The organism is Corynebacterium sp. MSK032 (genome assembly GCF_030232065.1).
Classification (GTDB): Bacteria; Actinomycetota; Actinomycetes; order Mycobacteriales; family Mycobacteriaceae; genus Corynebacterium; species Corynebacterium jeikeium_D.
Genome location: NZ_JASPJR010000016.1, coordinates 24,248 through 49,633 on the forward strand (window position 1 = coordinate 24,248; position 25,386 = coordinate 49,633).

A 25,386-nucleotide genomic window follows, 5' to 3' on the forward strand; every position below is an offset into this window, starting at 1 on the left:
CTAATTCAAGCCTTTCTCCCGCTCCGAGCCAAACCGCGATTACCGCGCAAAATAAAAACGCTCTCTTGTGAAATCATCACAAGAGAGCGCCTCTAAACGGCCGTTGAACAGCTCTTAGACCAGCAGGTCCTTAACAGCCTCGCGCTCTTCGCGCAGTGCCTTGACGTTGCGCTCGATGCCAGCGCGCTGAACCTCGGAGAGATCCAGGCCCTCAACGCGAACCCACTCGCCGTCCTTGGCGTAGCACGGAACACCAGCGACCAGGCCCTCGTCGATGCCGTAGGAGCCATCGGACGGAAGGGCGACAGAGACCCACTCGCCCTCTGGGGTACCCGTGACCCAGTCACGCATGTGGTCAACTGCGGCTGCGGCAGCGGAAGCTGCGGAGGAGGAACCACGGACCTCGATGATTTCTGCGCCACGCTTGGCGACACGCGGAATGAAGTCCTGCTCGACCCACGCAGCGTCCACCTTGTCGGAGACCTTCTCGCCTGCAATGGTGGCGTAGGTGATGTCCGGGAACTGGTCTGCGGAGTGGTTACCCCAGACAATCATGTTCTTGATCTCAGTGGTCGGAACACCAATCTTTTCCGACAGCTGAGACAGGGAACGGTTGTGGTCCAGGCGCATCATGGCGGTGAAGCGCTCTGCCGGGATGTCCTTAGCGTGGGATGCGGCAATCATGGTGTTGGTGTTGGCCGGGTTGCCGACAACCAGAACCTTGATGTCGTCTGCTGCGTGATCATTCAGTGCAGCACCCTGCGGGCCGAAGATCTTGCCGTTGGCGCCCAGCAGTGCGGAGCGCTCCTCGCCCTTGCCGCGCGGCTTTGCACCGACCAGGAAGGCGGCGTTGGCACCGTCGAATGCCTTTGCCGGATCATCGGTGATGTTGATGCCAGTCAGAAGCGGGAAGGCGGAGTCAAACAGCTCCATGGCGACGCCTTCGGTGGCGTGCAGCGCCGGAGTGATCTCCAGCAGGTTCAACTCAACCGGGGTCTCAGGGCCGAAAACCGAACCGCTGGCAATGCGGAAGAGCAGGGAGTAAGCGATCTGTCCGGCGGCGCCGGTAACTGCAACCTTTACGGGAGTCTTGTTCACTTCAGGCCTTTCTCGAGAGAGAATCAATTCGCTGCCCACTCTAATGCGACTACAGAATTGGCGCAGACGGGGGCGATGCGCTCAGGCCATTTCTGAAAAAACGGATAGCATTAGGCATGACTTACGGTCGTGTACTCATTTCACTAGAAAGAAGTCCGCGACTGACCAATTTCACCCCCGTTAGATAGCCAAAACCCCTTAGTCTCTCTCTAGTCCAAGCAAAGGATTTTCATGAAGTCTCCAGGCTCCTCTGATGCAATCCCCCATGCAGTCTTGGTGGCAGCACTTCAAGAATTCACCGCAAAGGGGTATGCAGATGCCCGTTTGGATGCCATTGCTGCCGCCTCTGGTGTCTCCAAGCGCATGCTTCACTACCACTGTGGTGACAAGTTGGGACTCTACAGGGCGACGTGGGCACATGTGCTGGAGACCGTAAGGCCTGACGACGACGACCTGCGCCCGCACTCCAATGTGCCGGTGGAAGCCCTGCAGCATGTGGTCGGTGTTATCTATGACTACTTCTCGGCGAACCCGCTCGCCGTGCGGTTCATCATCCAGGAAAACCTACATCCGGTCCTGCCGCTAGAAGGCGTGACTGGGCTTGGTGGTCAGAGCCCAATTGTTTTGGAGTTTGACCGCATCTTGTTGCTCGGCCGCGATTACGGTGCATTCCGCACTGATATTTCCGCACTTGATCTTTATATTCTCGTGCTGTCGCTGGCCACCTTCCCCACCCTGCACCAGCGGACTTTTGAAAACCTCTACGGCATTGAAATGCAGTCGACAGTGTTGTCGGACAAGCTGCGTGAGTTCGCTCAGGACACTGTGACCAGCCTGTTGACGTCCTCGCCTCGCAACGAACCGGGCAGCTCGTACACTTCCCTGCTGGCCTCCCATGGCGCCAACTCGTCCGCGCTTGGCGCAGAGGTCTACGGCGATCAGCCCAACCCAGAGACTCAAGACTTGACTACTGACGATGCCCCGGATTACCGCGACATCTACGGCATGGACGACTAGGGCTCCATACAGACATCAAAAACCCGGTTAGAGCGGCTACTCTAACCGGGTTTTTAGCTACCTTTACGCAGTCTTCTTATCCTCGCTGCGTTCAACGAGTTCCGGCGCTGCACCGTCCGTGATGCATTCCTTGTGGACAATGACCTCCGCGACGTCGTCACGCTCTGGTACCTCGAACATCACGGGAACCAGGATCTCTTCCATGATGCCGCGCAAACCACGGGCGCCGGTATTGCGGCTAATCGCCTTGGCAGCAATGGCGCGCAGTGCCTCATCGTCGATGGTAAGGCGCACACCGTCCATGTCGAACAGGTGCTGGTACTGGCGAACCAGGGAGTTCTTCGGCTCGGTGAGTACACGAACCAGCGCGTCCTCATCGAGGTTGGTGACCGATGCGATAACGGGAAGGCGGCCAATGAACTCAGGAATCAGGCCGAATCGAACGAGATCCTCCGGCAGTACGTCGCGGAATGGATCCTTCATGTCCTCGTCGTTAGCCGAGGTGACATCTGCTCCGAAGCCCAGGCCCTTCTTGCCGACTCGCTCCTGAACGACCTTTTCCAGACCGGCAAACGCACCAGCGACGATGAACAGGACGTTGGAAGTGTCGAACTGAATGAACTCCTGGTTCGGCAGCTTGCGCCCACCCTGCGGCGGCACGGCGGCTACGGTTCCCTCGAGAATCTTCAGCAGCGCCTGCTGCACACCTTCACCGGAGACATCGCGAGTGATGGAAGTGTTCTCGGACTTGCGCGAAATCTTGTCAATCTCATCGACGTAAATGATGCCGCGCTGTGCCTTCTCGACGTCGAAATCAGTAGCCTGCAGCAGCTTCAGCAGGATGTTCTCCACGTCCTCACCGACATAGCCGGCCTCGGTCAGGCTGGTGGCGTCAGCGATCGCGAACGGCACATCCAGCTTGCGGGCCAGTGTCTGCGCGAGGTAGGTCTTGCCGCAGCCAGTCGGCCCCAGCAGCAGGATGTTCGACTTCTGCAGCTCGACGTCGTTGTCCGACTTGGTCTCCGCAGCACGAAGGCGCTTGTAGTGGTTGTAGACCGCTACCGCTAGGGTGCGCTTAGCCATGTCCTGGCCGATGACGTACTCATCGAGGAAGTCTCGAATTTCCATCGGACGCGGCAGGCGGTCGTCGTTGCCAGTTGCCTCGCCGCCGGTGTTGAGCTCCTCTTCAATGATCTCGTTGCAGAGCTCGATGCACTCATTACAGATGTACACACCAGGTCCGGCAATCAGCTTCTTGACCTGCTTCTGACTCTTTCCACAGAAAGAGCACTTCAGCAAATCCGCACTTTCTTGCATACGCGCCATGAGGCTCCCGCCGCCGCCTTTCCGCTTCGTTGCCAATAATTGCTTCAGACCAGCCTACCGTGAGTGTGCGCAATTACCGGCTTCCACGCCAGGGCGAGGCGAATTTCACGCAATCTCGCTTAGCGCTTTACGACGGCCAGTGCGCAGCACTCCAGAGAGACTATGTCCCCTTTTAAGCGTTGTGCTTGCGGTACTCGAAGACCTGGTCGATGATGCCGTACTCGACGGCCTCTTCGGCGGTCAGGATCTTGTCACGATCGGTGTCCTTGCGGATCTGCTCTGCAGTGCGACCGGAGTGGCGAGCCAGAGTCTCCTCCATCAGCTTGCGCATGCGCTCGATCTCGTTCGCCTGAATCTCCAGGTCGGAAACCTGGCCCTGGATACCCTGGGTGGCCGGCTGGTGAATGAGCACGCGCGCATTCGGCAGAGCTGCACGCTTACCCGGTGCACCCGCAGCGAGCAGGACGGCTGCCGCGGAAGCAGCCTGGCCCAGGCACACCGTCTGCACGTCGGGACGCACGTACTGCATCGTGTCGTAGATGGCCATCAGCGACGTGAAGGAGCCACCTGGGGAGTTGATGTACATCGTGATGTCACGATCCGGGTCCAGCCCCTCGAGCACCAGCAGCTGCGCCATGATGTCGTTAGCGGCGGTGTCGTCGACCTGGGAGCCGAGGAAGATAATGCGCTCTTCGAAGAGCTTGTTGTATGGGTTGGATTCCTTAGCACCAAAGCTGGAGTGCTCCACGAAAGAAGGAAGCACGTAGCGCGACTGCGGCATCTGCATATTGTTCATCTCCATGTTGATTAAATCGCCTCTAATTATTCGCTACTGTCCGCTTTTAGCGTGCGGTGTCCTTGAGGGCGGTTACGACGTGGTCAACCAGGCCGTATTCCTTAGCCTCAGCCGCGGTGAACCAGCGGTCGCGGTCTGAGTCTTCCTCAATGCGCTCGACCGGCTGACCGGTGTGCTGCGCAATCAGGCGAGCCATCTCCTTCTTGGTGGCAGCGAACTGCTCAGCCTGAATGGTGATGTCGGATGCGGTACCGCCAATACCTGCAGATGGCTGGTGCATCATAATGCGGGCGTGCGGCAGCGCGTAACGCTTGCCCTTAGCACCTGCGGCGAGCAGGAACTGGCCCATGGAAGCTGCCAAGCCCATGCCGTAGGTAGCCACGTCGCACGGAACGAACTGCATGGTGTCGTAAATGGCCATGCCGGCGGTGACGGAGCCGCCCGGGGAGTTGATGTACAGCGAGATATCCGCCTCCGGGTCCTCGGCTGCCAGGAGCAGCATCTGACCGCAGAGCTTGTTGGCAATCTCGTCGTCGACCTGCTCACCCAGCCAAATAATGCGCTCCTTGAGCAGCTTGTCGAAAACCGTGTTCGTCGACATCTGGGCGTTATCGCTCATCTGTGTACTCCTTTTTCGTACGTGTGCGAGTTTTGTCGTTCATTAGAGGGTAACGAAAAGGGCCGCCCCTTTGTTTCGGGAACGGCCCTTGTTCGCTATAAGCGTTGCGGCATGAGGAACGCGCCGCGCTAATTGCGGGGCTTACTCAGCGGAAGTGTCCTCAGCCTTGTCGGACTCAGCCTTCTCAGCCTCAGCTTCGACCTCACCGAAGTACTCGTTCAGATCGATTTCGTTGCCCTCAGTGTCCTTGGCGGAAGCCTTCAGGATCGAGGTGGCCAGAGCCTTGCCGCGGCGAACGTCTGCAAACAGGTTGCCGAGCTGGCCGGACTGCTGAATCTGCTGGATGAACTGGTTCGGGTCCATGCCGTAGGACTGAGCAGTGAACAGGATGTGGTCGGTGAGCTCCTGCTGGGAAACGTCCGGCTGGATCTCCTCAGCCAGTGCATCCAGGAACAGCTGGGTGCGAACAGCTTCCTCAGCGGACTTCTTGGAGTCCTCGTCGAACTGCTCACGAGTGGTGCCCTGGGCCTCCAGCATGGAGTTCAGAACCTTCTCGTCGCCGCCGAACTGACCCAGCAGCTGCTGCAGCTGGCCCTCGACCTGCTCCTTGACAACACCCTCCGGAAGAGCGATTGTGGTCTGCTCCATTGCGGCAGCCAGGACCTTGTCGCGGACCTGCTGAGCCTGTTCGCCCTTCTTGGTGTTCTCGACCTGGCGTGCCAGGTCTTCCTTCAGCTCCTCGATGGTGTCGAACTCGGAAGCCATCTGAGCGAAGTCGTCGTCAGCTTCCGGCAGCTCGCGGACCTTGACGGACTGAACGGTAACGGTGACCTGAGCGTCCTCGCCCTCGTGCTCGCCAGCAACCAGCTTGGTGGTGAATTCCTTGGACTCGCCCTGGGACAGGCCAACAACAGCCTCATCCAGGCCGTCAATCAGATCGTCGGAGCCAACCTGGTAGGACAGTCCCTCGGTGGAAGCCTCTTCCAGCTCTTCACCGTCGATAGTGGCGGACAGGTCGATGGAGACGAAGTCATCCTTCTCAACTGCGCGCTCAACGCCGGTCAGGGTGCCGAAGCGAGCGAGCAGGTTCTGCAGCTCAGCCTCAACAGCTTCCTCGTCGGCGACCAGCGGGTCAACCTCAACTGCGATGTCCTCGAACTTCGGCAGCCCAATCTCCGGACGGACGTCGACCTCAGCGGTGAACTCGACGAGCTCGCCGTCTTCCAGCTTGGTGATGTCAACCTCAGGCTGACCGATAACCTTCAGCTCCTCCTCGCGAACGACCTCGTCGTAGCGGGACGGAACCATGTCGTTGAGCACCTGCTCCAGGATTGGGCCGCGGCCGAAGCGGGCCTCAATCAGCTTTGCCGGTGCCTTGCCCTTACGGAAGCCCGGAATCTGGACCTGCTGAGCCAGTGCCTTGTAGGCATTGTCGAACTCTGGCTTCAGCTCGTCAAACGGGACCTCGACGGTAATCTTCACTCGGGTCTCATTGAGCTTCTCAACGGAAGACTTCACTGGTGCACTCTCCTGCAACTCGATGATTAATTCATAGACCACGGGAGTGCCCGTGATACTGGTCGGGGTAGCGGGATTTGAACCCACGGCCTTCCGCTCCCAAAGCGGACGCGCTACCAAGCTGCGCCATACCCCGTATGCGTCATTCGAAACCTAGCAGAAACCCCTTTGGAGCATCTGCACCGGGGCCCTCATAGTCGCGAAATCGCGTTTCCACAACGGACCCGTATAGATTTACCTGACGATTAATGAAATCACAAAACCACGCGTTCAACCAGGCTAATGCTCTGTCTGAAAACGCTTTACGACGCCATCGAGAGCCAACCTGCCAACTACTACCGGTTTCATGAAAACCATGCATATCACAGGGCGTTTGCATCACCTCGGCACTGCTTTTGGCGGCCTCGTTTACTGCAAACACTCCATTCGTCGGCCGACTCCCCAAAGAAGCCGCCTAAAACGACTGCCCCTTTGTTGAGTCGTGTGACAGTGTAATCAACGGCTATACGCCTGTTTCATATACCCCATATTGCTTTAGTTTCATTTTCTGTTTTTCCCGGCCACAGCCACTTTTCTTTAAATCCTTCGAGAAAAACCTGGCATCGATTTTTGTATGTGCGCTTTAACGAGTTAATATGCCTTGTACCAAGACACGGTCTGGTTGAGGCGAGTGCGCATCTAAACCGGATTTCTGTCTATGGGGATGTCGTATAGTGGCTAATACCTCAGCCTTCCAAGCTGAAGACGCGGGTTCGATTCCCGTCATCCCCTCCATGTGAAAGCACCCTCCGGCCAGCGTCGGAGGGTGTTCTTCTTTTTGACGGGATCCGTCCCGAAATCCGTCACAGGCATGTCACGACCGCGTGCGCGCGTCACGGTTTCATACAGCGTCGGTAACAAGTCGGTGGCACTGTCATGTCGGGTCTTTTGCCGTCGTCACGCACAACTAGTCCCGGCGGCATGAATCCTCGCATCATCGACAAGGACACCGGCGTCGAGCTGTGGACCGTCGCCGAATGCGCGGAGTTCACCGGTACCGCGCGCGGCACGTTCACCAGCTATGCGGGCCGTGGCAAAGCGCCGGTGCCGGCGGCGAAGCTCCACGGGCTGAACCCGCGGAACTCCGACGACGTGCGCGAGTGGCAGAAAGGCCACGAGGCGAAGGGCAAGTAGCCGGCCCAATCTCGGACCGGTCAGCCCGGCATGACCGGTCAGCCCAAGTAGTGGGCGGCGACGACGTTGGCGATCTCGTCGGCGTCGTTGTGGGCGACGAGCACGCCGTGGCCGTGGCCCGGCAGCTCGATGAGCTCGCCGCCCATGACCGCCTGCATCGCGCGGCCGCCCGTGCCGGTCACCGCCGCATCGCGGTCGTAGTGGAGCAGCAGCGGCTTCGACTCGAGGGCGTCGCCGCTGAGTTCCACGGCAGCGCCCTGCCCCGGCCAGCCGAGGCATAGCTGCCCCGACGACAGCGCATCGGCGTTGAGGCGGAAGATGTCGCCGCCGGTGAACTGGTCGAGGTACGTGCGGGGAATGCGGGACGGGTCGGCGGCGGTGACGTTGTCGTTGCAGATGATCGCCCGCTCGATGGTTCCCATCGCCTCGGTCTGCGCCATCATGTCTTCCGGGGTCACGCCCTCGGGTAGTTCGGGGGTCTCCACCTCGCCGGTGACCACGGCGTCGGCGATGTCGGGCCACATGCTCTCCGAGTACGTCGCCGCGAAGGTCTGCTGCAGCAGCACCGACTGATTGCCGGCGCCGGGGCGCATCAGGTTCGCCGCGAAGGAATGGCTGCGCCACGCGACGGGCAGAACGCCGTCGGCCAGCTGCATGAACGCCTCCGGGTCGTCGGCGAAGGCGGCGGGCACGTCGCCCACCTGCGTCGGCGGCGGGTAGACCTGACCCGGCGCGCCAACCTCCTCGTTGATGCGCTGCGACCAGCGCGCGTACACCTGCAGGGCGGTGGTGCCCAGGCCGTACTCGTCGTCACGGTCGGCGATCCACTGGAACATCGCGTTGAGAGCCTCGCGGCGCCACGGCTCGCGCGAGTCTCCGAGCCGAAAGTAACGGTCGGCAGGATCGACCGAGGAATCCAGCACCATCCGGCCCGTCTTGTCCGGGAACAGGGTCGCGTACGTGCTCATCAGATCCGTGCCGTAGGACAGGCCGTAGAGGTGCATGACGTCCTGGCCGAGCACGTCGCGGACATGGTTGAGATCGCGAGCGGTGTTCTCCGTGGTGATGGTCGCCGCGTATCCCGGTTCATTGGCTTCGCAGGAGGCGTACATCGCGCCGACCTGCCCGGAGAGCAGACCCGTCATCGGGATGTCCGCCACGTTGCAGTTCAGCGGGGTGCCCCAGGCCAGGCCGCGCGGCTCGACGGCGATGAGGTCGAAGTGCTCCCGGACGGCGGTCGGCATCCTCACGGCCTCGTCGGAGAACATTCCCAACGCGTCGCCGCCGGGGCCGCCCGGATTGCCTGCGATGACGCCACGGCGCTCCCCCGTCGCCGGAACCCGGCTGACAGTGAGGGAAATCGTCGCGCCCTCCGGGTCGGAATAATCACGTGGCACGTCGATGTCCGCGCACACGGTGCCCGGCGCGGTCATCGCCGCGGTCGGGCACGCGCCCCAGTCCAACCCGCCGAGATCGGCCGGACCGGCGGAGCCGCCGGCCGACGCCTGCGGCACCGACAGCAACGTGCCCGCCAGCGCGAGCGCCGTGACCGGGGCCAACGCCCTGCGGACGAAGGACGTCCGGGACGACGGGGCCGCTGAGACTCGGCTCGCGGACCGGGCCTCGGCACCGGTCTCCACAGAGGAGACGGCGGGGGACGCTGCGCCGAATGCGGCGGGGGACAACTTCTTCGTGGGGCGCACGGGGATAAACACCTTTCATCGACTGCAACGAACGGTATCAAACCGTAACGCCGACCGCACGCCGTTCAAGGCACGAAGATTAAGGCACCGGCCGCACGCTGTTCAACGCACGGAGATCAGGGCACGGACCGCACCCGGTACACCAGCACCGCACCGACGGCGGTGAGCGCGCCCGCGAAAACGTACAGGCCGGGGTACCCGCCGAGGTTCGCCAACGCGAAGGCGGCGAGCACCGGGGCGGCCATGTTCGGGCCGGCGACGGCGAGGTTCATGACGCCCACGTCACGCCCGCGCTCATCGGCCTTGGGCAGCACCTGGTTGATCAGGGCCTGATCGACGGCCATGAACACGCCCCACGACAGACCCAACAGCACCGCCGCGCCGACGACCATGGCGAAGCTCCCGGCGAACGCCATGATCGCGCAGGCCCCGGCGACGCCCATCGACGACAACGCCACGAACACCCGGCGCTTGCCCATCTTGTCGGACACTTTGCCCGACAGGATCGCGGTGACGATGACGCACAGGGCATACGCGCCGGTGAGGACGAGTACGCCGGCATCCGGATCGGGGTGGCCGATGTGATCGCGCAGGTAATAGAACAGGTAGAACAACGCGACCGAGTTGCCCGTGGTCACCAGGAACCGGGCGATGAACACCCACGTGAAGTCGCGGTAGAGCCCTCCGGGCACCTCGGCGACGGCGGGCACCACGGCGTCAGCGTCCCCGCCGGCGTCGTCAAGCACCGGAGATGCGGCCGCCTGCGACCGCACCCGGGACACGTCGCGGAAGCCCGGCAGGAACTGGCCGATGAGCACCAGCAGCAGCGCCGCGGTGACGATGTACGCCAGCCCCAGGTCGAACACCGTGGCCACGACGGTGCCCAGCACCACGCCGAGGGTGTACGTCAGCCCCAGCACACCCGAGACCACGCCGTACTGATTGTCCGGCACCGTATCCGGCGCCACCGCCTGGGCCGCGTTGATTGACGCCGCGATGGCCAGCTGGAACACCGCCCACCCGATGGTCAACGCCATGAAGCCCGGCGCGGCGCCCAGGAACACCAGCGACCCGGCCGCCGCCAGCCCGCCGAAGAGGATCCACGGGGCGCGGCGGCCCCAGCGCGTGTCCGTGCGGTCCGACAACCACCCGGCCAGCGGATGCCCGATGATGGAGAAGAACCCGCCGACCGCCATGAGGAGCGCGAACTTCTCCTCCTTCTCCCCCGGATGCCAGATGAGGATCTGCTGCGCCAACAACAGCTGCGTCGGCGCTGCCCACGAGATGTTCTGCCCCAGGTACAGCAGGCCGTACCGCACGATCCAGCCGGTGGTCACCGGCGTGCGCTGGGCGGGGTCGGCGGTGAAACGCCCGACGTCGGAGATGGCGCGTTCGGAGGAGCCGGCGTGTTCGGAGGAGCTCATCCCTGCACCCCATCCGGCTCCGGCGGCTGCGCCCGCACGTTGGGGTCGGTGTGTTCGTCCGCGACGGGGTAACGACGGCCTGCGGTGTAGCGCCGGTGCAGCTCCGGGGTGATCCGCCCGGTGCGGGCCAGCTCGGCCAGCAGGTGGCCCGACGGCTTCATCGTCCGTTCCTGCGTCTCGTAGTCCAGGTGGACGATGCCGAATCGCGGCTCTTCGCCGTCGGCCCATTCCCAGTTGTCCACGAAGCACCAGTGGTACCAGCGCTCGATGGGCACGTCCGACTCGGCGATGGCCCGCAGGTGCTCCAGGATGAACCGCGGCCGGAACGACTCCAGCCTGCGGTCGGCAGCCCCGGCGTCCGGGTTGGCGTAGTCCCCGGCCGGATTCGGCTTTTCGACGCCCGCGTCCACGCCACCGACCGACAGCTCCAGATCGCCGAGATCGCAGGTGCCGTTTTCGGTGATCCAGACCGGTCCGCCGAAACGCTCGTTCAGGTCGCGGGCGCATTCGACCAGGCCCTCGGGGTGGATTTCCCACCCGAGGTCGTTGACCGGAGCCCCGACGAAGGTGCCGTCGTCGAACTTGTCGACGGCCGTGCGCGAGTAGTAGTTCAGGCCCAGGAAGTCGTGGTGGCGGCCCGACGGCAACCCGCGGCCGACCTTCGCCCCGCCCAGCAGCGGATGGAACTTCCCCGCCAGATGCGCGTCGGCGACGATGTCCTGGAACAGATGCCGATTGATCCGCGCCAGGCCGCGGTGGATGGGGTTGCGCGGATTGCGCGGCGCGAACGCCCGTGCGTGGTGGGCGATGCCGACCTTCGCCCGATCCCCCTGGATGCCGTGGATGACCTCGTAACCGCGGATGTGGGACACCGCCATGTTGCGCAGCACGGCCATCGTGTCGCCCCACGAGCGGTTGCCCGGCGGGCCCGAGCGGAACATGTGCGCCTGGGTGGCGTACACGTTCGGCTCGTTGACGGTGATCCACTCGTCGACGAGGTCGTCGAGCGCCCGCACGGTCGTCTCCGCATAGCGCAGGAAAGCCGCCGGCGATTCATCGGAGGTGAAGCCGCCGCGCCGAGCGAACCAGAGCGGATTGACGAAGTGATGGAGCGTCACCAGCGGACGAATCCCCTTGTCCCGCAGGTCGGCAATCTCCTCACGGTAGCGATCCAGCACCGCATGGTCGAACTCCCCCGGCCGCGGTTCGATACGCGCCCACTCCACGCCGATGCGAGCGATGGGCAGACCCAGCGACGCCATGAGCTCGTTGTCCTCCCGCCACCGGTTCCAGTGGTCGGTGGCGCGCAGCGGGGTCGAACCATCGGCGATGTTGCCGGGCTCGCGGGCCCAATCGAACCAGTCGTTGTTCTCGTCACCGCCCTCGATCTGCCCGGCGGCCGACGCCGTGCCGATCAGCAGACCCCGCAGATCGACGTCGTGATGCAACGGCTTCGCGAGCGGCGACGTGCGCGGCTGAGGATGGAGAGTTCGGTCATTGGCAGGCACATTGGTTGACATGCCGACATCCTATGTCACACATCACGCCTAGTTTTTGGTTTTCAAACAAAATATTATGGGTTTCGCGCGTCGACGGGGTCGTCGTAAAGCAACCGAGTAGAGCAACCGGATCGTTCGCGAAAAATCCGCTCCCCCTGGAACGAATCGGAGCCCCGGCCCGTTGTTGACGATGTCCCCCCCCAAAAAAAATCAAAAATCACGTTAGGAACCCCACTTGTCAGCCTTCTAAGCTGAAGACGCGGGTTCGATTCCCGTCATCCCCTCCACGCAACCGGGCGCATTGCTCCCGGTTTTTACTTTCTGAGCCGACGTCCGGGGACCAGAAATTCTTCTGACCTCTGTTCAGGATCCAGTGCTACGGGTACTCTGGGCACCATGAAGCCCACCATTATCGATGCCGATACTGGACACGAACTATGGACCGCGGTCGAATGCGCTGCTTTTTCCGGCACCGCACGTGGCACTTTCACCAGCTACGCTGGCCGCAAGAAGGCTCCTGAACCCGTCGCGAAGCTTCATGGGTTGACCCTGTGGGATTCCGAAGAAGTTCGCGCATGGCACGCCAATCGGAAGAGCCGCACCAAGAGCACCGACTCCGCCGAATCATAGATACCTACCCATACCCAATCATTTCCTGGTTCCCGAGCTACATCTGTCGGACAGATATGTAAGCTCGGGAACTTTTTTCGCTCTACATGCGTTATCTCAAGTAATTACAAGCAGTACCCGCAATTTCCTTTTTGGAGGCCTAGCCCATGGGGGCTTTAATCCTGATCGCGATCACCGTCGGCGGCGCAATTATCATCGCGTCGATGGCTCAAAACCGCTCTAACAGGGCCTTTGATGCTCGCCAGAACAATCAATTGGAAGACGCCGTCGCAGACGCCCGCCGATGGATTGAGCGACTGGGCTCACAGGTATTGAACCTGGCTGGCACCGATTCGGCTTCCACGCAGGCTCTTGCTGACGCATCCGAGCGCTACAATGCCGCTTCCTCGCAGATTTCTACTGCGCGCACCCCGGCACAGGCGCGAATGGCCCGCGAATCGGCGCTGGAGGGCCTGCACTACATCAATGCGGCTCGCGAAATTATGGGCCTGCCGGCGGGGCCGACACTGCCACCGCTGGAGGGGCAGAAGGCCGCTGGTTCTGTGACCGAAACTCGCACCATTGAGCACGAAGGCCACTCGGTTACCGCCTCTCCATACGCCACCCCGGAAACTCCGAACTACTACCCCGGTGGTCGTGTCGCTGGCCGTCCGGTTCCGGCCGGTTGGTACTCCGAGCCATGGTGGAAGTCCGCGCTCCGCACCGGTGTCTGGACCGCAGGCTCGATGCTGCTGTTCTCTACCCTCTTCCACGGTATGGCCGGTGTTGCCTACGGCGCTGATGAGTTCGCCAGCGGCATGGGCACCGGCGCTGACGACTTCGGCGGCACCGAGGACTTTGGAGCCGAAGACTTCGGTGGCGACGATTTCGGTGGAGATGACCTTGGCGGCGACTTCGGTGGCGGCGGTGCAGATGCCGGTGACGCAGGCGACGGCGGAGGCTTCTTCGACGGCCTCTTCGGTGGCGGCGACGGCGGCGGCGACGGCGGCGGATTTTTCGACGGCGGATTCGACGGTTTCGATATTTAGAAAAAGCCCGGCGCCGCTATTTCGCTAAATCCGCAAAAGGATCGACAGTGCCGTCTGTCTGAGGCCGATACTCAATTTTTCTGGCGGCGAATCGACCAGCTTCCTTGCCAAGGATGCTGCTAATTAAAGCAACAGCCATATCCATACCTGCTGCGACTCCTGATGAGCTCCAGCGATCTCCGTCTTCAACCCATCGAGCCGCTTTCACCCACGTCACTTCGTTTCCGAACGAGGTAGCCCAATCAAAAGCCAACTTATTACTAGTTGCCCGCTTTCCTTCAAGAAGCCCAGCCGCAGCAAGCAGTGCGGAACCTGTGCAAACCGATGCCACTAACCGCGCCCGGGATCCGAGGTTGTTGAGCCAGTCCAAAAACTCTGCATCGTCAACTAGTGTTCTACTCCCGGCTCCACCAGGAACTAGAAGAATATCGACCGTTTCGAGGTCAGTGGCACAACGTGTGGCGATAACCTGCGCCCCCTGAGCGCTGGTTATCGGACCAGCAATGTTGGCGACATATTCGACCTCAATCTCTGGGACATGGCCAAAAAGGCCAACCGGTCCAAATACGTCCAAGAGCTCGAACCCGGGGAATAGCACAACAGTTACTCGGCGATGCGCTTCTTGATTTGTCATACGACAATTCCTACTCCGTCTACACATGAAAAAAGGTCTGGTCCCAGAGTTTTCTGGAACCAGACCCCTTTTTTATTCCTATCAACAGATAGCGAACAGCAATCCCTTTAAGCTTCTGGCAGCTCCGGGGCAACGCCAGTCTTTTCGTACTCTGCCAGAATGTCGATGCGGCGCTGGTGACGCTCCTCCTCGCTCCACGGCTGGGAGACGAAAGCATCGACGATAGCCAGGGCCTCTTCCTCAGAGTGCATACGACCGCCGAGGCCGATCAGCTGAGCATTGTTGTGCTCGCGGGCGAGCTTTGCGGTCTCCACCGACCAAGCCAGCGCACAACGAGCGCCCTTGACCTTGTTAGCAGCAATCTGCTCGCCGTTGCCGGAACCGCCGAGCACGATGCCCAGGCTGCCCGGATCAGCGACGGTACGGGAAGCCGCCTCAATGCAGAATGCTGGGTAATCATCTGCAGGGTCGTAGGTGTGAGCGCCGCAATCAACGACGTCGTGGCCAGCCTTCTCCAGGTGGGCCTTAATCAGGTTCTTCATCTCAAAACCGGCGTGGTCTGCACCAAGGTAAATACGCATGGCAGCAAGTTTAGCGGTTCCCACGGATTCCACGGCGCCTGCACCCGTTTTAGGTATTGCTTGACGACGTCTCCTGCGCAGCCGAATAGGGTGAAAAGTGACTGTATTTGCGTTTCAGCACGTCTTCGAAACCGGAAATTGGGTGCTTTTACCGTGTCTCCTGCGCCGCAAGCTCACTTCCAAGTCGATCCGGATTCCCATGGCTCCCATGGGAATCATCACGCACCGGTGGTGCGAACGGTTCGGCATGACATCAATAAGAAACCATTTATTGTCATTTGGGAGGTCACTCGGGCTTGTGGCTTAGTCTGCAAGCACTGCCGTGCAGATGCACAGCACGAGCCGCATCCTCACCAGCTTTCGACCACCGAGGGCAAGATGCTGCTGGAGACCTTGGCGTCGTATAGCAAGCCGAAGCCACTTGTGGTGCTCACCGGCGGCGACCCTTTTGAGCGTGATGACCTGGAAGAATTGGTGCGATTCGGCACGGAGCAGGGCCTGAATATGTCGCTATCTCCATCGGTGACGCCGCGGCTCACGCCAGAGCGGATTCAGTCACTGCGTGAGGCCGGTGGCAAGGCGATGTCGATGTCGCTCGATGGCGCGACTGCCCAGACCCATGACAAGTTCCGTGGATTTTCGGGCACTTTTGAAAAGACGCTCGAAATGGCTCCGCACATCAACGAGGCCGGTTACCGGCTGCAGATTAACTCGACCCTGACCAAGGGAAATATTCATGAGGCGCCAGCGCTGCTGAAGACCGTCATGGAGATGCAGGCCAAGATGTGGTACGTCTTTTTCCTCGTTCCCACTGGTCGTGGTGCGGATTTGGGCGCTTTGTCGCCGGAGGAACGCGAGGACGTTCTGCACTGGCTATCGGATGTGTCCAACCGAATTGCCATTAAAACGACGGAGGCGCCGCAGTATCGGCGCGTCGTCATGCAGCAGGAGGAAGCGAAGGAAAAGGGGCTGCCACCCTATGAGGGCGGCGAGCTCTACCGCTACTTGACCGAGGAAACGACAAAGCTTCTCGGCGCTGTGCCGGAAAAACCACGCCGGCCGCGCTCCCCCATGGCCGTCAATTCTGGGTCAGGTTTTGCCTTCATTGACCACATCGGCGACGTCTACCCCAATGGTTTCCTGCCGCTTCACTGCGGTAATGTAAAGGCAACACCCTTCCAAGAGATTTATTCCAACTCGCCGGCTTTTAAGGCTCTCCGCGATCCTGATAATTGGCACGGCAAGTGCAGCGTCTGTGAATACCACAGCGTATGCGGTGGGTCCCGCTCGACTGCGTACGCGTTGACCGGGGATTACACGGCATCCGATCCGACATGCATCTACATCCCGCCACGGTGGGCTGCCATGAGCGAAGAAGAACGGCAGGCCTCTACCGGGAATACTGGCACGAAACTGCCACAGAGGAATGGTGCAACAGACTAGTTTCGCATTCTTCGATGGAGCCAGAGCATGAACGACTCCCCTTGGGATTCATTAGACCCAACAGACACATCCGAACCAGTAGTTGAGAAGCCTAGGAAATCAGGACTATGGAAATTCCTCGCCTGGGCAGGCATTGCTTTTGGAATTATAGCTCTAACAAATGTTGTTACTGAGGCACAGAGCACAAAAGAAGTAATTGGAACTTGCCTTGGTGCAGCGGCTCTGATTGTTCCTGCACTTCTCTGGTTCCGTTACGAAAAACTCGACGCGAAAGCCTACGAAGAGGCTGCCGAAAATGCTCGTACTTATCAATTCCTCACCCCTGAAGACCGAGCCCTCCTTGGGGTAGACCCAAGCACTAAACCAAAACTCGTCAAACGCCGATGGGGAATAGTCGCATTTTTGGCGTTGTTGACTTTTTCATTTGGTGGAACTCTTCTTCCCGATGAGGAAACGAACAACGAACATCCTGCTGCGAATGCAGACAGCAAGCCCACCGGCAACTCTGAAGCAACAACGGTCACAAAGACAATCCACAAGACGACAACGGCCAGTTCTGAAAGCACTAGCTCACAAGCCAACGTGCCAGTAGACCATCCCTCGAATGAGGCTGGAATCAGTTCGTTGTACGCCCCACAAGAAGAAACATACGTAACAGAGCGGATGCCAGCGTACGAATCGCCAGTTCCATCCTCGACCTTCGAGGAGACAACATTTGAACCAGCACCGGCACCAGCTGTTGTACCGGCGCCTGTTCAAGAGCCGGCATCAGCACCTAGTTCTGGTGGAACTTCTTATTACGCCAATTGTTCGGAAGCTCGAGCTGCAGGTGCCGCTCCACTTTACGTGGGCGAAGCCGGATACCGTTCTGGCCTTGACCGCGACGGCGACGGTATTGCCTGCGAGTAGTTTCCCCCTAGTCGAAGCGCGGGCTCTCAGTGCGGGAGCGCTTTATCTCGAAGAAGTACGGGTAGCTGGCAAGGGCGACCGAGCCGTCGAAGATCTTGCCCGCTTCTTCGCCGCGTGGGATACGGGTAAGCACCGGGCCAAAGAAGGCAACGTCGTTGAGCTTGACCACCGGAGTGCCGACGTCGTTGCCGACCTCCTTCATGGCCTCCGCGTGGTTTTCACGCATGAGCTCATCAAACTCTGTAGTCAGGGCCTGGGCCAGACGCTCTTCCGGCAGGCCAACCTCTGCGAGGGATTCCTTAATCAGTTCGTCGAATGCGTGCTCCGGCTCGTCGACATGCGCGTGGCGATCGATGCGGCTTTCGTTGTGAATCTTCGTGCCCAGCGCGGTGTAGAGTTTGTCGACGGCCTCCTGACCATCCTGGGAGAACACTGCGTTGAACAGGCGTGCCGGGGTCCAGTTGCACTGCATCATGAACTTGTAGTCTTCCGGCAGCTCATCGCGACCTTCGTTGAGTACCGACAGGCTCATCGGCCTCCACTCGACCTCGATATCGCGGACCTTTTCGACTTCCTTAATCCAGCGCGACGTCACCCAGCAAAACGGGCAGGAAACGTCGAAGTAGAAAGTGACCTTTTCTCGATTGCTCATGTGAAAGTCCTCCTAAAGCATTGATTGACTTATCAACGACTATAGGGCGGATTTTTTCGGCTCGCATTCATGAATTCGGATGGGTCCGAAGTTCTACCGGACCTGGTGTTAACTGGCTCCCCCATCGGGCGCCGTCTAAATCGCCTACCTAACCGTTCCAGGGCAAGCCCGTAGCCTCCAGGGAATCAGCGGCAGCCTCCAGGTAGGCAGGCCAATCGGCGTAGTCCAGGAACTCCGAGCCCACCTCGTGGTCCATGGAGACCATCTTCCCCGAGCGCATGTCCAGACAGTAGTTGTTTCCGCCGAAGTCCATGACCAGTGGAATCCATGCCTCGTGATACCACTTGCCATCCGAGTCGGCGCTGTCCATGCTTTCGGCTTCAAAGTCATCGAACTCGCCGTCGGCCTGCAGCTGAGTCCACAGCTTGTAGTCATTCAGAATCGACTTAGGCGGTGCAATCCAGCCACCGTCCCACGGCTCACCGTCCACAGACGCGTGCCGCAGCCACGAAGCTCGCACGTAGTCTGGCAGCTTTACTCCGAGGTCAGCCTCAAGCTGATCCAGTTCCGCTTCTGTCGCCGGGGCCCCCAAAGCATCGTCGCCAAGCTTTGCTTCAATGCGATCCCACGCCGCGTTGACCCGTTCAACCTTGCTTGCATCATCACTGAGTTCGTACATGAAACGAAGTGTATTCACGTTCGGCTTTGCTCGCATGCCAAAGAAGCCAAAATCTCGCTCAATCGACCGCCAATCGACCGCCAATCGACCGCCCGAATCGACACGCAATGAGCGAGGAAGTCGAGGTCACCCCGCCCACCACGCTACTGCCCGATTCCCAATCCGGGGTCGTGGTTACACTTGTCGCATGACTTCCACGAACCTAACCAGGACCGAGGCCGCCGACCGTGCGGCCATGCTCGAGGTGTCCCACTACGACATCTCCCTCGACCTTACGACCGCACCGGTCGGTGGGCAGCACAGCGCACCAACATTCGCTTCCAAGACCACAATTTCTCTGAAAGCGAAGCGCGCTGGTTCCACCTTTATTGACCTGCGTGATGCGGTTGTCAAGAGTGTGACCATCGACGGCGTCGATGCCACGGAGGCCGCTCGCTATGACAGCGAGACCGGCATTAACGTAGACCTGACCGAAGGTGACCACACCGTCGTTATCGATGCGGACTGTCGTTACACCAATAACGGCCAGGGCATTCACCGCTTCCAGGATCCCGCCGATGGCGAAACCTACCTGTACTCGCAGTTTGAAACTGCCGATGCCAAGCGCGTGTTCGCCTGCTTTGACCAGCCGGATTTGAAGGCGACGTACTCCATCCACGTCGTGGCGCCGAAGGGCTGGAAGGTTATTTCCAACTCGGTAGCCAAGACCGGCACCACCACCGATGTCCACGGCAATGAGGCCGACACCTTCGACTTCTCAGTGGATGTTCCGCTGTCGACGTACCTCGTCGCAGTCTGTGCGGGCCCGTGGCACGAGGTCACTGACTCGTGGACCGGCACTGTCGCACCGCACCCGGAAACCCCTGCCGAGCACCAGCCGGACGGCGAGCTGACCATTCCGCTAGGAATCTACTGCCGCCAGTCCATCGCCGAGTACCTCGATGCCGACACTCTGTTCAAGGAGACCAAGGAAGGCTTCGACTTCTACGCCAAGCACTTCGGCGAGCCCTACCCGTTCGGCAAGTACGACCAGATCTTCTGCCCGGAATACAACATGGGTGCGATGGAAAACGCCGGCTGCGTGACCATCCGCGACGAGTACGTCTTTCGTTCCAAGCCCACCCATTACCTCTACGAGCGCCGCAACGACACCATCCTGCACGAGATGGCTCACATGTGGTTCGGCGATTTGGTCACCATGCAGTGGTGGGATGATCTCTGGCTCAACGAGTCCTTCGCTACCTGGTCGGCTGCCGCCGCACAGGTTGAGGTTTCCGATTACAGCCACGCCTGGACCACCTTCGCCAACGTAGAGAAGGCCTGGGCCTACAAGCAGGATCAGCTGCCGTCGACGCACCCGATTGCCGCCGATGCCAGCGACATTGACACCGTCGAGCAGAACTTCGACGGCATCACCTACGCCAAGGGCGCGTCCACCCTCAAGCAGCTGGCCGCCTACGTTGGTCAGGACGCCTTCCTCGCCGGTGCTCGTCTTCACTTTTCCCGCCACCGCTTTGGCAACGCCACCTTCGCGGATCTGTTGGAGGCGCTCTCCGAGGCCTCCGGTCGCGATCTGTCTGGCTGGGCCGATCAGTGGCTGACCACCACCGGCATCACCACCCTGGCGCCAGAGTTCCATCAAGAGGACGGCAAGTACACCTCCTTCGCAGTCACGCAGGAAGGCGCCGAGCCGGGTGCCGGTGAACTCCGTGATCACCGAATCGCAGTGGGCATCTACAACCTGCGCGGCACCGGCGCGGACGCTGTACTTGAGCGCACCAAGCGCGTGGAAATCGACGTCCGCGGTGCCCGCACCGATGTCCCAGATCTGGTCGACACACCAGTTGGCGACGTCGTGCTGGTTAACGACGACGACCTCACCTACAGCATGATTCGCATGGACGAAGGCTCGCTTGCCACCGTCATCGACAACATCGGCGCTTTCACCGATTCGATGGCGCGCACACTGTGCTGGTCCGCCACCTGGCAGATGGTTCGCGCAGGCCAGATGCGCGCTCGCGACTTCGTCAACCTGGTGCTTCGCGGCATCCCGGGCGAGGATAAGCTCTCCGTCTTGGAGCGCGTCATCGCTCAGGCGGTCAGCGCCGTCAACGTCTACGCCGATCCTCAGTGGGCCGAGTCCACCGGCCGCGATCTGCTGGCTCAGGGTCTGTTGGACTACGCGAAGAAGGAAACCGACGCCGACCGCGCCCTGGTTTTCGTTAACGCTCTGGCTACCGTGGGCTCGTCGAATAGCGACGTCGCCGACGCACTGCGCGCCATCTACGCCGGCGACGCCGACAAGGCTGGCTTCCCCGCTGTCACTGTCGACACCGACATGCAGTGGCGCGCCTTGAAGGCTCTGGTTTCCGCTGGTCTCGAAGGCGAGGAGGCCATCGCAGAGCTTGAAAAGACCGACAATTCAGCACTCGGCGCACAGGCCGCCATCGCCTGCCGCGCCTCCGTGCCGACGCTCGCCAACAAGTCCCGCGTCTGGGCTGAGGCGACTGTCTCCGGCGACGACGCCCCATCGAACCTTGTCATTCGCCACCTGCTGGCCGGCTTCAACGCGCCGGGCTCGGGTGCAGTGCTCGCGCAGGCGCTTGACGACGACTCCCGTGCCACCATCAGCGCGGAGCAGTCGGCAACCTCGCTGTCGGAGCACTTCTTCGCTGTTGCCAACAGCTGGTGGAAGCAGTTCTCCTCCGAGACGGCCCAGACTCTCCTCGAGGGCTTCTACCCCACTTGGGAGATCAGCGAGTCGGCAATCGCGGCCGCTCAGCGCCTGCTCGACAGCGAGGAGACTGCGTCGCCGGTCAAGCGCATCATTTCTGAGCAGCAGTTCCTGGTGAAGCTCGCTCTCCGCGCCCGCGAGTTCGACGCGAAGTAACAAGTGATTTCGGCCGGCACTTTGGCCGTTATCGTTTTCGTGGCATCAAGTCGATAGACTTGGTGCCATGACAACTTCTCAGACGCTCTTTGACTCCGTCGGCGGCGAGGATGTCTTCAATCGCATCGTCCATGGTTTTTACACGCGCATGCGTTCCGATGACCTCATCGGCCCGATGTACCCCAGCGATGACTGGGAGGGCGCCGAGGATCGACTACGTATGTTTCTCGTCCAGTACTGGGGCGGGCCGCACACCTACAGCGAACAGCGTGGTCATCCGCGCCTGCGCATGCGCCACATGCCGTTTTCCATCGGCGAGGCCGAACGCGACCGCTGGCTGGAAATCATGAGCGCCTCACTCGCAGACATTTCCGATGACGAGCTCCCCCGCCCCCAGCGCGAAGCCATGTGGAACCACATGGTGCAGGTTGCTGACATGCTCATCAACCGCTTCGACGCGCAGTAGGAATTAGGCCCTGCGCCGCTAGTTCAGCAGCGGCAGTACGCCAAAGGACTCGAGCGTAAAGATCGAGCCAAACCGCCCATCCAGCCGGTGCCACCGTCCCTTTGCGGACACGCGCACCGGCTCTTTTTCATCCGGTTGCTCCGGGATGAAGCCCATCGTGCACAGCGCAAACACGTCCCGCATGGTCACGTCCACGACGCTTTTCGACGTCGCCTGCGACTGCCCCTCCCCTGTATCAACAGTGGCTTCACCGGTACCGCCGCTGACAGTGAGAACCTTTTGGTCCAGCAGAGACGGTGGCATGCCCATCGGGCCGGAAGATTCGACGGCGACCGCGCGCCCCTGCTTCTCGAGAGTCCGGAAAGCAGTCGCTGGAACATAGTCGACAACCTGCCATCCTTCCGGCACTGGCAGGAATCCCGGCCAGGAGGACGCCGACTGCGCATGCACGCGGTATGGCATCGCGGTGAGCGAAGCTTCTTTCTCCTCTTCGTCCTCAGCAGTTTTTGCCTGCGCAAAGGCACGCACTGCGATGTCTTTAATCTCCGCGGCGGTGACGATGATGTCGTCGGGAAGCGCGTGCAGCGCAATCGTGCGCATGGCGAGCGGGCCGATTGGGGTCTTCACCCATACCTGCGACATTGCGGGCGCAGCGTTAGGTGCCGACGAGGAACTGATACCAGCGGCGGCGGTCTTACGTGCTCGGATGCGTAGCAACGTGCTCTCGTCGAGGGCGTAGGCCTTATGGGCCAGGACACCCAGATTCTTCAGGGCATCGGGAGTGCCAAAGGTCAGCTCGGCAGCGGGATGAGAAGTGGTCACGGCGAATTACTTGTCCTGGTCTTCCTTGTTGTCTTCGATTGCGGGAGCTGCAAAACGCTCCAGTTCACGGCGGGCAGACGGGGAGAGCTCGACTGCCTTCGCAGTCTTGAGATCAAACATCACCATCACGGTTTCGAGCACAGCAACGATGTGATCATGCTGGTCGGAGATTGTCTGGCGAAGTGTGAAAGAGGTGCGACCGAAGTTGATGATCTCGGTCTCAACCACAACTTCCTGGGTGTCCGGCAAAATAGCGCGGACGTAGTCAATCTCCAGGCGACGCACCACTGCCGCAGGCATCCCTGCCCCGCCGCCGAGACCGCGCATCACAAAGTCCAGACGAGCCTGCTGGGCGTATTCCAGGAAAGCGGTGTTGTTGGCGTGGCCATACTGATCGAAATCAGACCAGCGGATAGCGACGTTGGTACGAAATGGTGCTGATTCAGTCATACCCAGAACTATAGGCGTTTTCTGGAGCTACGAGCCTGCGAATACGCGAAAGCCCGGGACCTGTGCACTGGTGCGAGCCAGTCCACAAGGTTCCGGACTTTGCCGTTGGCAAAAATCAGATTCGCGCGAAACAGATTATCGGGTCAGGCGACGGTGCGTGACGCGCGACGGGCGTGCAGCCTCCTCGCCGTAACGCTCAATCTTGTTCTTCTCGTAGCCCTCGAAGTTGCCCTCGAACCAGAACCACTTGCCCTCTTCGAAGTTGCCTTCCCATGCGAGGATGTGGGTACAGGTGCGGTCCAGGAACCAACGGTCGTGGGAAATGACCACGGCACAGCCCGGGAAGTTCTGCAGTGCGTTTTCCAGCGAAGACAGGGTTTCGACGTCAAGGTCGTTAGTCGGCTCATCCAGGAGGATCAGGTTACCGCCCTGCTTCAGGGTCAGCGCGAGGTTCAGACGGTTGCGCTCACCACCGGAGAGAACCTTCGACGGCTTCTGCTGGTCCGCACCCTTGAAACCGAATGCAGACAGGTACGCACGAGACGGCATCTCGTTCTGGCCGACCACGATGTAGTCGAGACCATCAGAGACAACCTCCCAGACGGTCTTTTCCGGATCGATGTTTTCACGACCCTGGTCAACGTAGCTGAGCTGAACAGTCTGACCGACCTTGACCTCACCGGAATCCGGCTGCTCCAGACCCACGATGGTCTTGAACAGGGTGGACTTACCCACACCGTTCGGGCCAATCACACCGACGATGCCGTTACGCGGCAGGGTGAACGACAGGTCCTTAATCAGGACGCGGCCATCGAAGCCCTTCTCCAGGTCCTTGACCTCAACAACCTGGTTACCCAGGCGCGGCGGGGTCGGAATCTGGATCTCTTCGAAGTCGAGCTTCTTGTACTGCTCGGCTTCCTCCACCATCTGCTCGTAGCGCTCCAGACGGGCCTTGTTCTTGGCCTGGCGAGCCTTCTGACCCGAGCGGACCCACGCCAGCTCGTCCTTCAGGCGCTTCTGCAGCTTGGCGTCCTTCTTACCTGCAACCTCGAGGCGCTCAGCCTTCTTCTCCAGGTAAGTCGAGTAATTGCCCTCGTACGGGTAGAGCTTGCCGCGGTCGACCTCACAGATCCAGCCAGCGACGTGATCCAGGAAGTAACGGTCGTGGGTCACGGCCAGGACGGCACCCGGGTACTTAGCCAGGTGCTGCTCGAGCCACAGCACAGACTCGGCGTCCAGGTGGTTAGTCGGCTCGTCGAGAAGCAGCAGGTCCGGCTCGGAGAGCAGCAGCTTTGCCAGTGCTACACGACGACGCTCACCACCGGAGAGGTGAGTAACCGGCTCGTCCGCCGGCGGGCAGCGAAGCGCATCCATTGCCTGCTCAATCTTGGAATCCAGCTCCCAAGCATCAGCGGCGTCGAGCTCCTCCTGGAGCTTGCCCATTTCTTCCATGAGCTCGTCGGTGTAATTGGTGGCCATCTCCTCGGCGATGGCTTCAAAACGAGCCTTCTTCTCGAAGATGTCGCCGAGGCCCTCCTCGACGTTGCCGCGAACGGTCTTCTCCTCATTCAGCGGAGGCTCCTGCAGCAGGATGCCGACAGTGGCGCCCGGCTCCAGGAAAGCTTCACCGTTACTCGGCTGATCAAGGCCAGCCATAATCTTCAGAATCGACGACTTACCTGCGCCGTTCGGACCGACCACGCCGATCTTTGCGCCCGGGTAAAACGCCATGGTGACGTTGTCGAGAATAACCTTATCGCCGTGCGCCTTGCGCACGTTTTTCATCTGGTAGATGAACTCACCCATGGTGGAATTTCGTCCCCTCGTAGAAAGGAAATAAGCAATCCCTGTAGAGGTTACGCATAGGAACCAAAAGGCACAATCTACATGGGCGTACCCGCAATCCTTTCCCACCAAAATCTCTGCCAGGCTCCTAGCAAAACTAGCTGCGAGATAACGCTGCCGAATCGTATGCGATCCCTCCCCTTTCTCAGCAGCGTCACCTCACGTGCAGTAATTACCCCTCCCC

Annotated in this window: 23 protein-coding genes and 2 tRNA genes; 9 read left to right on the forward strand and 16 right to left on the reverse strand. The window is 60.6% G+C overall.

Going from position 1 to position 25,386, the window contains the following annotated elements:
* Window positions 1-114: 114 nt before the first annotated feature.
* On the reverse strand, window positions 115-1,098 hold the full coding sequence (locus tag QP995_RS09415) for a malate dehydrogenase (protein ID WP_016422306.1): 984 nt from the start codon (window positions 1,096-1,098) through the stop codon (window positions 115-117).
* Between the two features lie 231 nt (window positions 1,099-1,329).
* Between QP995_RS09415 and QP995_RS09420 the strand changes: the two genes are divergently transcribed.
* A complete protein-coding gene (locus QP995_RS09420) occupies window positions 1,330-2,115 on the forward strand; it encodes a TetR/AcrR family transcriptional regulator (RefSeq protein ID WP_016422305.1) in 786 nt (261 codons plus the stop codon).
* 63 nt (window positions 2,116-2,178) lie between these two features.
* Here the strand turns inward: QP995_RS09420 and clpX are convergent, their stop codons facing one another.
* The 5 genes from clpX to QP995_RS09445 form a co-directional block, all read right to left on the reverse strand.
* Window positions 2,179-3,441: an ATP-dependent Clp protease ATP-binding subunit ClpX gene (clpX, locus tag QP995_RS09425; protein WP_042388518.1), complete on the reverse strand. Its 1,263-nt coding sequence runs from the start codon at window positions 3,439-3,441 to the stop codon at window positions 2,179-2,181.
* Window positions 3,442-3,613: 172 nt separating this feature from the next.
* The gene (locus QP995_RS09430) at window positions 3,614-4,237 is read right to left on the reverse strand and encodes an ATP-dependent Clp protease proteolytic subunit (RefSeq protein ID WP_369707172.1); all 624 of its coding nucleotides are present in this window, start codon (window positions 4,235-4,237) and stop codon (window positions 3,614-3,616) included.
* A 46-nt stretch (window positions 4,238-4,283) separates the two neighbouring features.
* Window positions 4,284-4,856 (reverse strand): ATP-dependent Clp protease proteolytic subunit, encoded by a 573-nt coding sequence (locus tag QP995_RS09435; RefSeq protein ID WP_016422302.1) that lies wholly within the window; start codon window positions 4,854-4,856, stop codon window positions 4,284-4,286.
* A 141-nt stretch (window positions 4,857-4,997) separates the two neighbouring features.
* Complete coding sequence (gene tig / locus QP995_RS09440) at window positions 4,998-6,461, reverse strand: trigger factor (RefSeq protein WP_141762827.1); 1,464 nt, start codon at window positions 6,459-6,461, stop codon at window positions 4,998-5,000.
* Window positions 6,434-6,510 (reverse strand) — tRNA-Pro (locus QP995_RS09445). The genes tig and QP995_RS09445 overlap by 28 nt, the downstream gene beginning before the upstream one ends.
* A gap of 563 nt (window positions 6,511-7,073) precedes the next feature.
* On the opposite strand from QP995_RS09445, the gene QP995_RS09450 reads away from it, so the two are divergent.
* Window positions 7,074-7,148, forward strand: a tRNA-Gly gene (locus QP995_RS09450).
* A 186-nt stretch (window positions 7,149-7,334) separates the two neighbouring features.
* The gene (locus QP995_RS09455; protein ID WP_048735147.1) at window positions 7,335-7,547 is read left to right on the forward strand and encodes a hypothetical protein; all 213 of its coding nucleotides are present in this window, start codon (window positions 7,335-7,337) and stop codon (window positions 7,545-7,547) included.
* 38 nt (window positions 7,548-7,585) lie between these two features.
* On the opposite strand, the gene QP995_RS09460 is transcribed toward QP995_RS09455, so the two are convergent.
* From QP995_RS09460 to QP995_RS09470, 3 genes are all read right to left on the reverse strand, one after another.
* Complete coding sequence (locus QP995_RS09460; RefSeq protein ID WP_126107929.1) at window positions 7,586-9,106, reverse strand: alpha/beta fold hydrolase; 1,521 nt, start codon at window positions 9,104-9,106, stop codon at window positions 7,586-7,588.
* Window positions 9,107-9,366: 260 nt separating this feature from the next.
* Complete coding sequence (locus tag QP995_RS09465) at window positions 9,367-10,674, reverse strand: MFS transporter (protein WP_016422298.1); 1,308 nt, start codon at window positions 10,672-10,674, stop codon at window positions 9,367-9,369.
* Window positions 10,671-12,194, reverse strand: coding sequence for a glycoside hydrolase family 1 protein (locus tag QP995_RS09470; RefSeq protein WP_049170990.1), 1,524 nt, complete (start codon window positions 12,192-12,194; stop codon window positions 10,671-10,673). The genes QP995_RS09465 and QP995_RS09470 overlap by 4 nt, the downstream gene beginning before the upstream one ends.
* A gap of 375 nt (window positions 12,195-12,569) precedes the next feature.
* Between QP995_RS09470 and QP995_RS09475 the strand changes: the two genes are divergently transcribed.
* Both QP995_RS09475 and QP995_RS09480 read left to right on the forward strand, forming a co-directional pair.
* Entirely contained in the window at window positions 12,570-12,803 is a 234-nt protein-coding gene (locus QP995_RS09475; RefSeq protein ID WP_048734899.1) for a hypothetical protein, read from the forward strand.
* Between the two features lie 146 nt (window positions 12,804-12,949).
* Complete coding sequence (locus tag QP995_RS09480; protein WP_016422295.1) at window positions 12,950-13,831, forward strand: hypothetical protein; 882 nt, start codon at window positions 12,950-12,952, stop codon at window positions 13,829-13,831.
* Window positions 13,832-13,847: 16 nt separating this feature from the next.
* Here the strand turns inward: QP995_RS09480 and QP995_RS09485 are convergent, their stop codons facing one another.
* Entirely contained in the window at window positions 13,848-14,465 is a 618-nt protein-coding gene (locus tag QP995_RS09485; RefSeq protein ID WP_016422294.1) for a DJ-1/PfpI family protein, read from the reverse strand.
* A gap of 107 nt (window positions 14,466-14,572) precedes the next feature.
* Complete coding sequence (locus tag QP995_RS09490) at window positions 14,573-15,046, reverse strand: ribose-5-phosphate isomerase (protein ID WP_005511109.1); 474 nt, start codon at window positions 15,044-15,046, stop codon at window positions 14,573-14,575.
* A gap of 228 nt (window positions 15,047-15,274) precedes the next feature.
* Here QP995_RS09490 and QP995_RS09495 point away from each other — a divergent pair, with 228 nt between their 5' ends.
* Together QP995_RS09495 and QP995_RS09500 are read left to right on the forward strand one after the other, a co-directional pair.
* Complete coding sequence (locus QP995_RS09495; RefSeq protein WP_284807333.1) at window positions 15,275-16,489, forward strand: TIGR04053 family radical SAM/SPASM domain-containing protein; 1,215 nt, start codon at window positions 15,275-15,277, stop codon at window positions 16,487-16,489.
* Window positions 16,490-16,516: 27 nt separating this feature from the next.
* Window positions 16,517-17,398: an excalibur calcium-binding domain-containing protein gene (locus QP995_RS09500; RefSeq protein WP_284807267.1), complete on the forward strand. Its 882-nt coding sequence runs from the start codon at window positions 16,517-16,519 to the stop codon at window positions 17,396-17,398.
* Window positions 17,399-17,405: 7 nt separating this feature from the next.
* Here the strand turns inward: QP995_RS09500 and QP995_RS09505 are convergent, their stop codons facing one another.
* Window positions 17,406-18,050, reverse strand: coding sequence for a mycothiol-dependent nitroreductase Rv2466c family protein (locus QP995_RS09505; RefSeq protein WP_284807265.1), 645 nt, complete (start codon window positions 18,048-18,050; stop codon window positions 17,406-17,408).
* Window positions 18,051-18,198: 148 nt separating this feature from the next.
* Window positions 18,199-18,729 carry an SMI1/KNR4 family protein gene (locus QP995_RS09510; protein WP_284807263.1) on the reverse strand — a complete coding sequence of 177 codons (531 nt, stop codon included), beginning with the start codon at window positions 18,727-18,729 and terminating at the stop codon, window positions 18,199-18,201.
* Between the two features lie 187 nt (window positions 18,730-18,916).
* Between QP995_RS09510 and pepN the strand changes: the two genes are divergently transcribed.
* Both pepN and QP995_RS09520 read left to right on the forward strand, forming a co-directional pair.
* On the forward strand, window positions 18,917-21,619 hold the full coding sequence (gene pepN, locus QP995_RS09515; RefSeq protein WP_284807261.1) for an aminopeptidase N: 2,703 nt from the start codon (window positions 18,917-18,919) through the stop codon (window positions 21,617-21,619).
* 67 nt (window positions 21,620-21,686) lie between these two features.
* Window positions 21,687-22,085: a globin gene (locus tag QP995_RS09520; RefSeq protein ID WP_016422288.1), complete on the forward strand. Its 399-nt coding sequence runs from the start codon at window positions 21,687-21,689 to the stop codon at window positions 22,083-22,085.
* A gap of 18 nt (window positions 22,086-22,103) precedes the next feature.
* Here the strand turns inward: QP995_RS09520 and QP995_RS09525 are convergent, their stop codons facing one another.
* The 3 genes from QP995_RS09525 to ettA form a co-directional block, all read right to left on the reverse strand.
* Window positions 22,104-22,907 carry a DUF8185 domain-containing protein gene (locus QP995_RS09525; RefSeq protein ID WP_070607783.1) on the reverse strand — a complete coding sequence of 268 codons (804 nt, stop codon included), beginning with the start codon at window positions 22,905-22,907 and terminating at the stop codon, window positions 22,104-22,106.
* A 6-nt stretch (window positions 22,908-22,913) separates the two neighbouring features.
* The gene (locus QP995_RS09530; protein ID WP_016422286.1) at window positions 22,914-23,357 is read right to left on the reverse strand and encodes an acyl-CoA thioesterase; all 444 of its coding nucleotides are present in this window, start codon (window positions 23,355-23,357) and stop codon (window positions 22,914-22,916) included.
* A gap of 135 nt (window positions 23,358-23,492) precedes the next feature.
* A complete protein-coding gene (ettA, locus tag QP995_RS09535; RefSeq protein WP_016422285.1) occupies window positions 23,493-25,163 on the reverse strand; it encodes an energy-dependent translational throttle protein EttA in 1,671 nt (556 codons plus the stop codon).
* Between the last annotated feature and the right edge of the window lie 223 nt (window positions 25,164-25,386).

Bases quoted from the DNA above. Each gene is read 5' to 3' on its own strand.
- QP995_RS09480 (WP_016422295.1), top strand. From the start codon at position 12,950: ATGGGGGCTTTAATCCTGATCGCGATCACCGTCGGCGGCGCAATTATC.
- QP995_RS09430 (WP_369707172.1), bottom strand. From the start codon at position 4,237: ATGAACAATATGCAGATGCCGCAGTCGCGCTACGTGCTTCCTTCTTTC.
- QP995_RS09465 (WP_016422298.1), bottom strand. From the start codon at position 10,674: ATGAGCTCCTCCGAACACGCCGGCTCCTCCGAACGCGCCATCTCCGAC.
- QP995_RS09470 (WP_049170990.1), bottom strand. From the start codon at position 12,194: ATGTCAACCAATGTGCCTGCCAATGACCGAACTCTCCATCCTCAGCCG.
- QP995_RS09510 (WP_284807263.1), bottom strand. From the start codon at position 18,729: ATGTACGAACTCAGTGATGATGCAAGCAAGGTTGAACGGGTCAACGCG.
- QP995_RS09485 (WP_016422294.1), bottom strand. From the start codon at position 14,465: ATGACAAATCAAGAAGCGCATCGCCGAGTAACTGTTGTGCTATTCCCC.
- QP995_RS09455 (WP_048735147.1), top strand. From the start codon at position 7,335: ATGAATCCTCGCATCATCGACAAGGACACCGGCGTCGAGCTGTGGACC.
- clpX (WP_042388518.1), bottom strand. From the start codon at position 3,441: ATGGCGCGTATGCAAGAAAGTGCGGATTTGCTGAAGTGCTCTTTCTGT.
- ettA (WP_016422285.1), bottom strand. From the start codon at position 25,163: ATGGGTGAGTTCATCTACCAGATGAAAAACGTGCGCAAGGCGCACGGC.
- QP995_RS09435 (WP_016422302.1), bottom strand. From the start codon at position 4,856: ATGAGCGATAACGCCCAGATGTCGACGAACACGGTTTTCGACAAGCTG.
- QP995_RS09490 (WP_005511109.1), bottom strand. From the start codon at position 15,046: ATGCGTATTTACCTTGGTGCAGACCACGCCGGTTTTGAGATGAAGAAC.
- QP995_RS09505 (WP_284807265.1), bottom strand. From the start codon at position 18,050: ATGAGCAATCGAGAAAAGGTCACTTTCTACTTCGACGTTTCCTGCCCG.
- QP995_RS09500 (WP_284807267.1), top strand. From the start codon at position 16,517: ATGAACGACTCCCCTTGGGATTCATTAGACCCAACAGACACATCCGAA.
- QP995_RS09530 (WP_016422286.1), bottom strand. From the start codon at position 23,357: ATGACTGAATCAGCACCATTTCGTACCAACGTCGCTATCCGCTGGTCT.
- QP995_RS09520 (WP_016422288.1), top strand. From the start codon at position 21,687: ATGACAACTTCTCAGACGCTCTTTGACTCCGTCGGCGGCGAGGATGTC.
- pepN (WP_284807261.1), top strand. From the start codon at position 18,917: ATGACTTCCACGAACCTAACCAGGACCGAGGCCGCCGACCGTGCGGCC.
- QP995_RS09420 (WP_016422305.1), top strand. From the start codon at position 1,330: ATGAAGTCTCCAGGCTCCTCTGATGCAATCCCCCATGCAGTCTTGGTG.
- QP995_RS09475 (WP_048734899.1), top strand. From the start codon at position 12,570: ATGAAGCCCACCATTATCGATGCCGATACTGGACACGAACTATGGACC.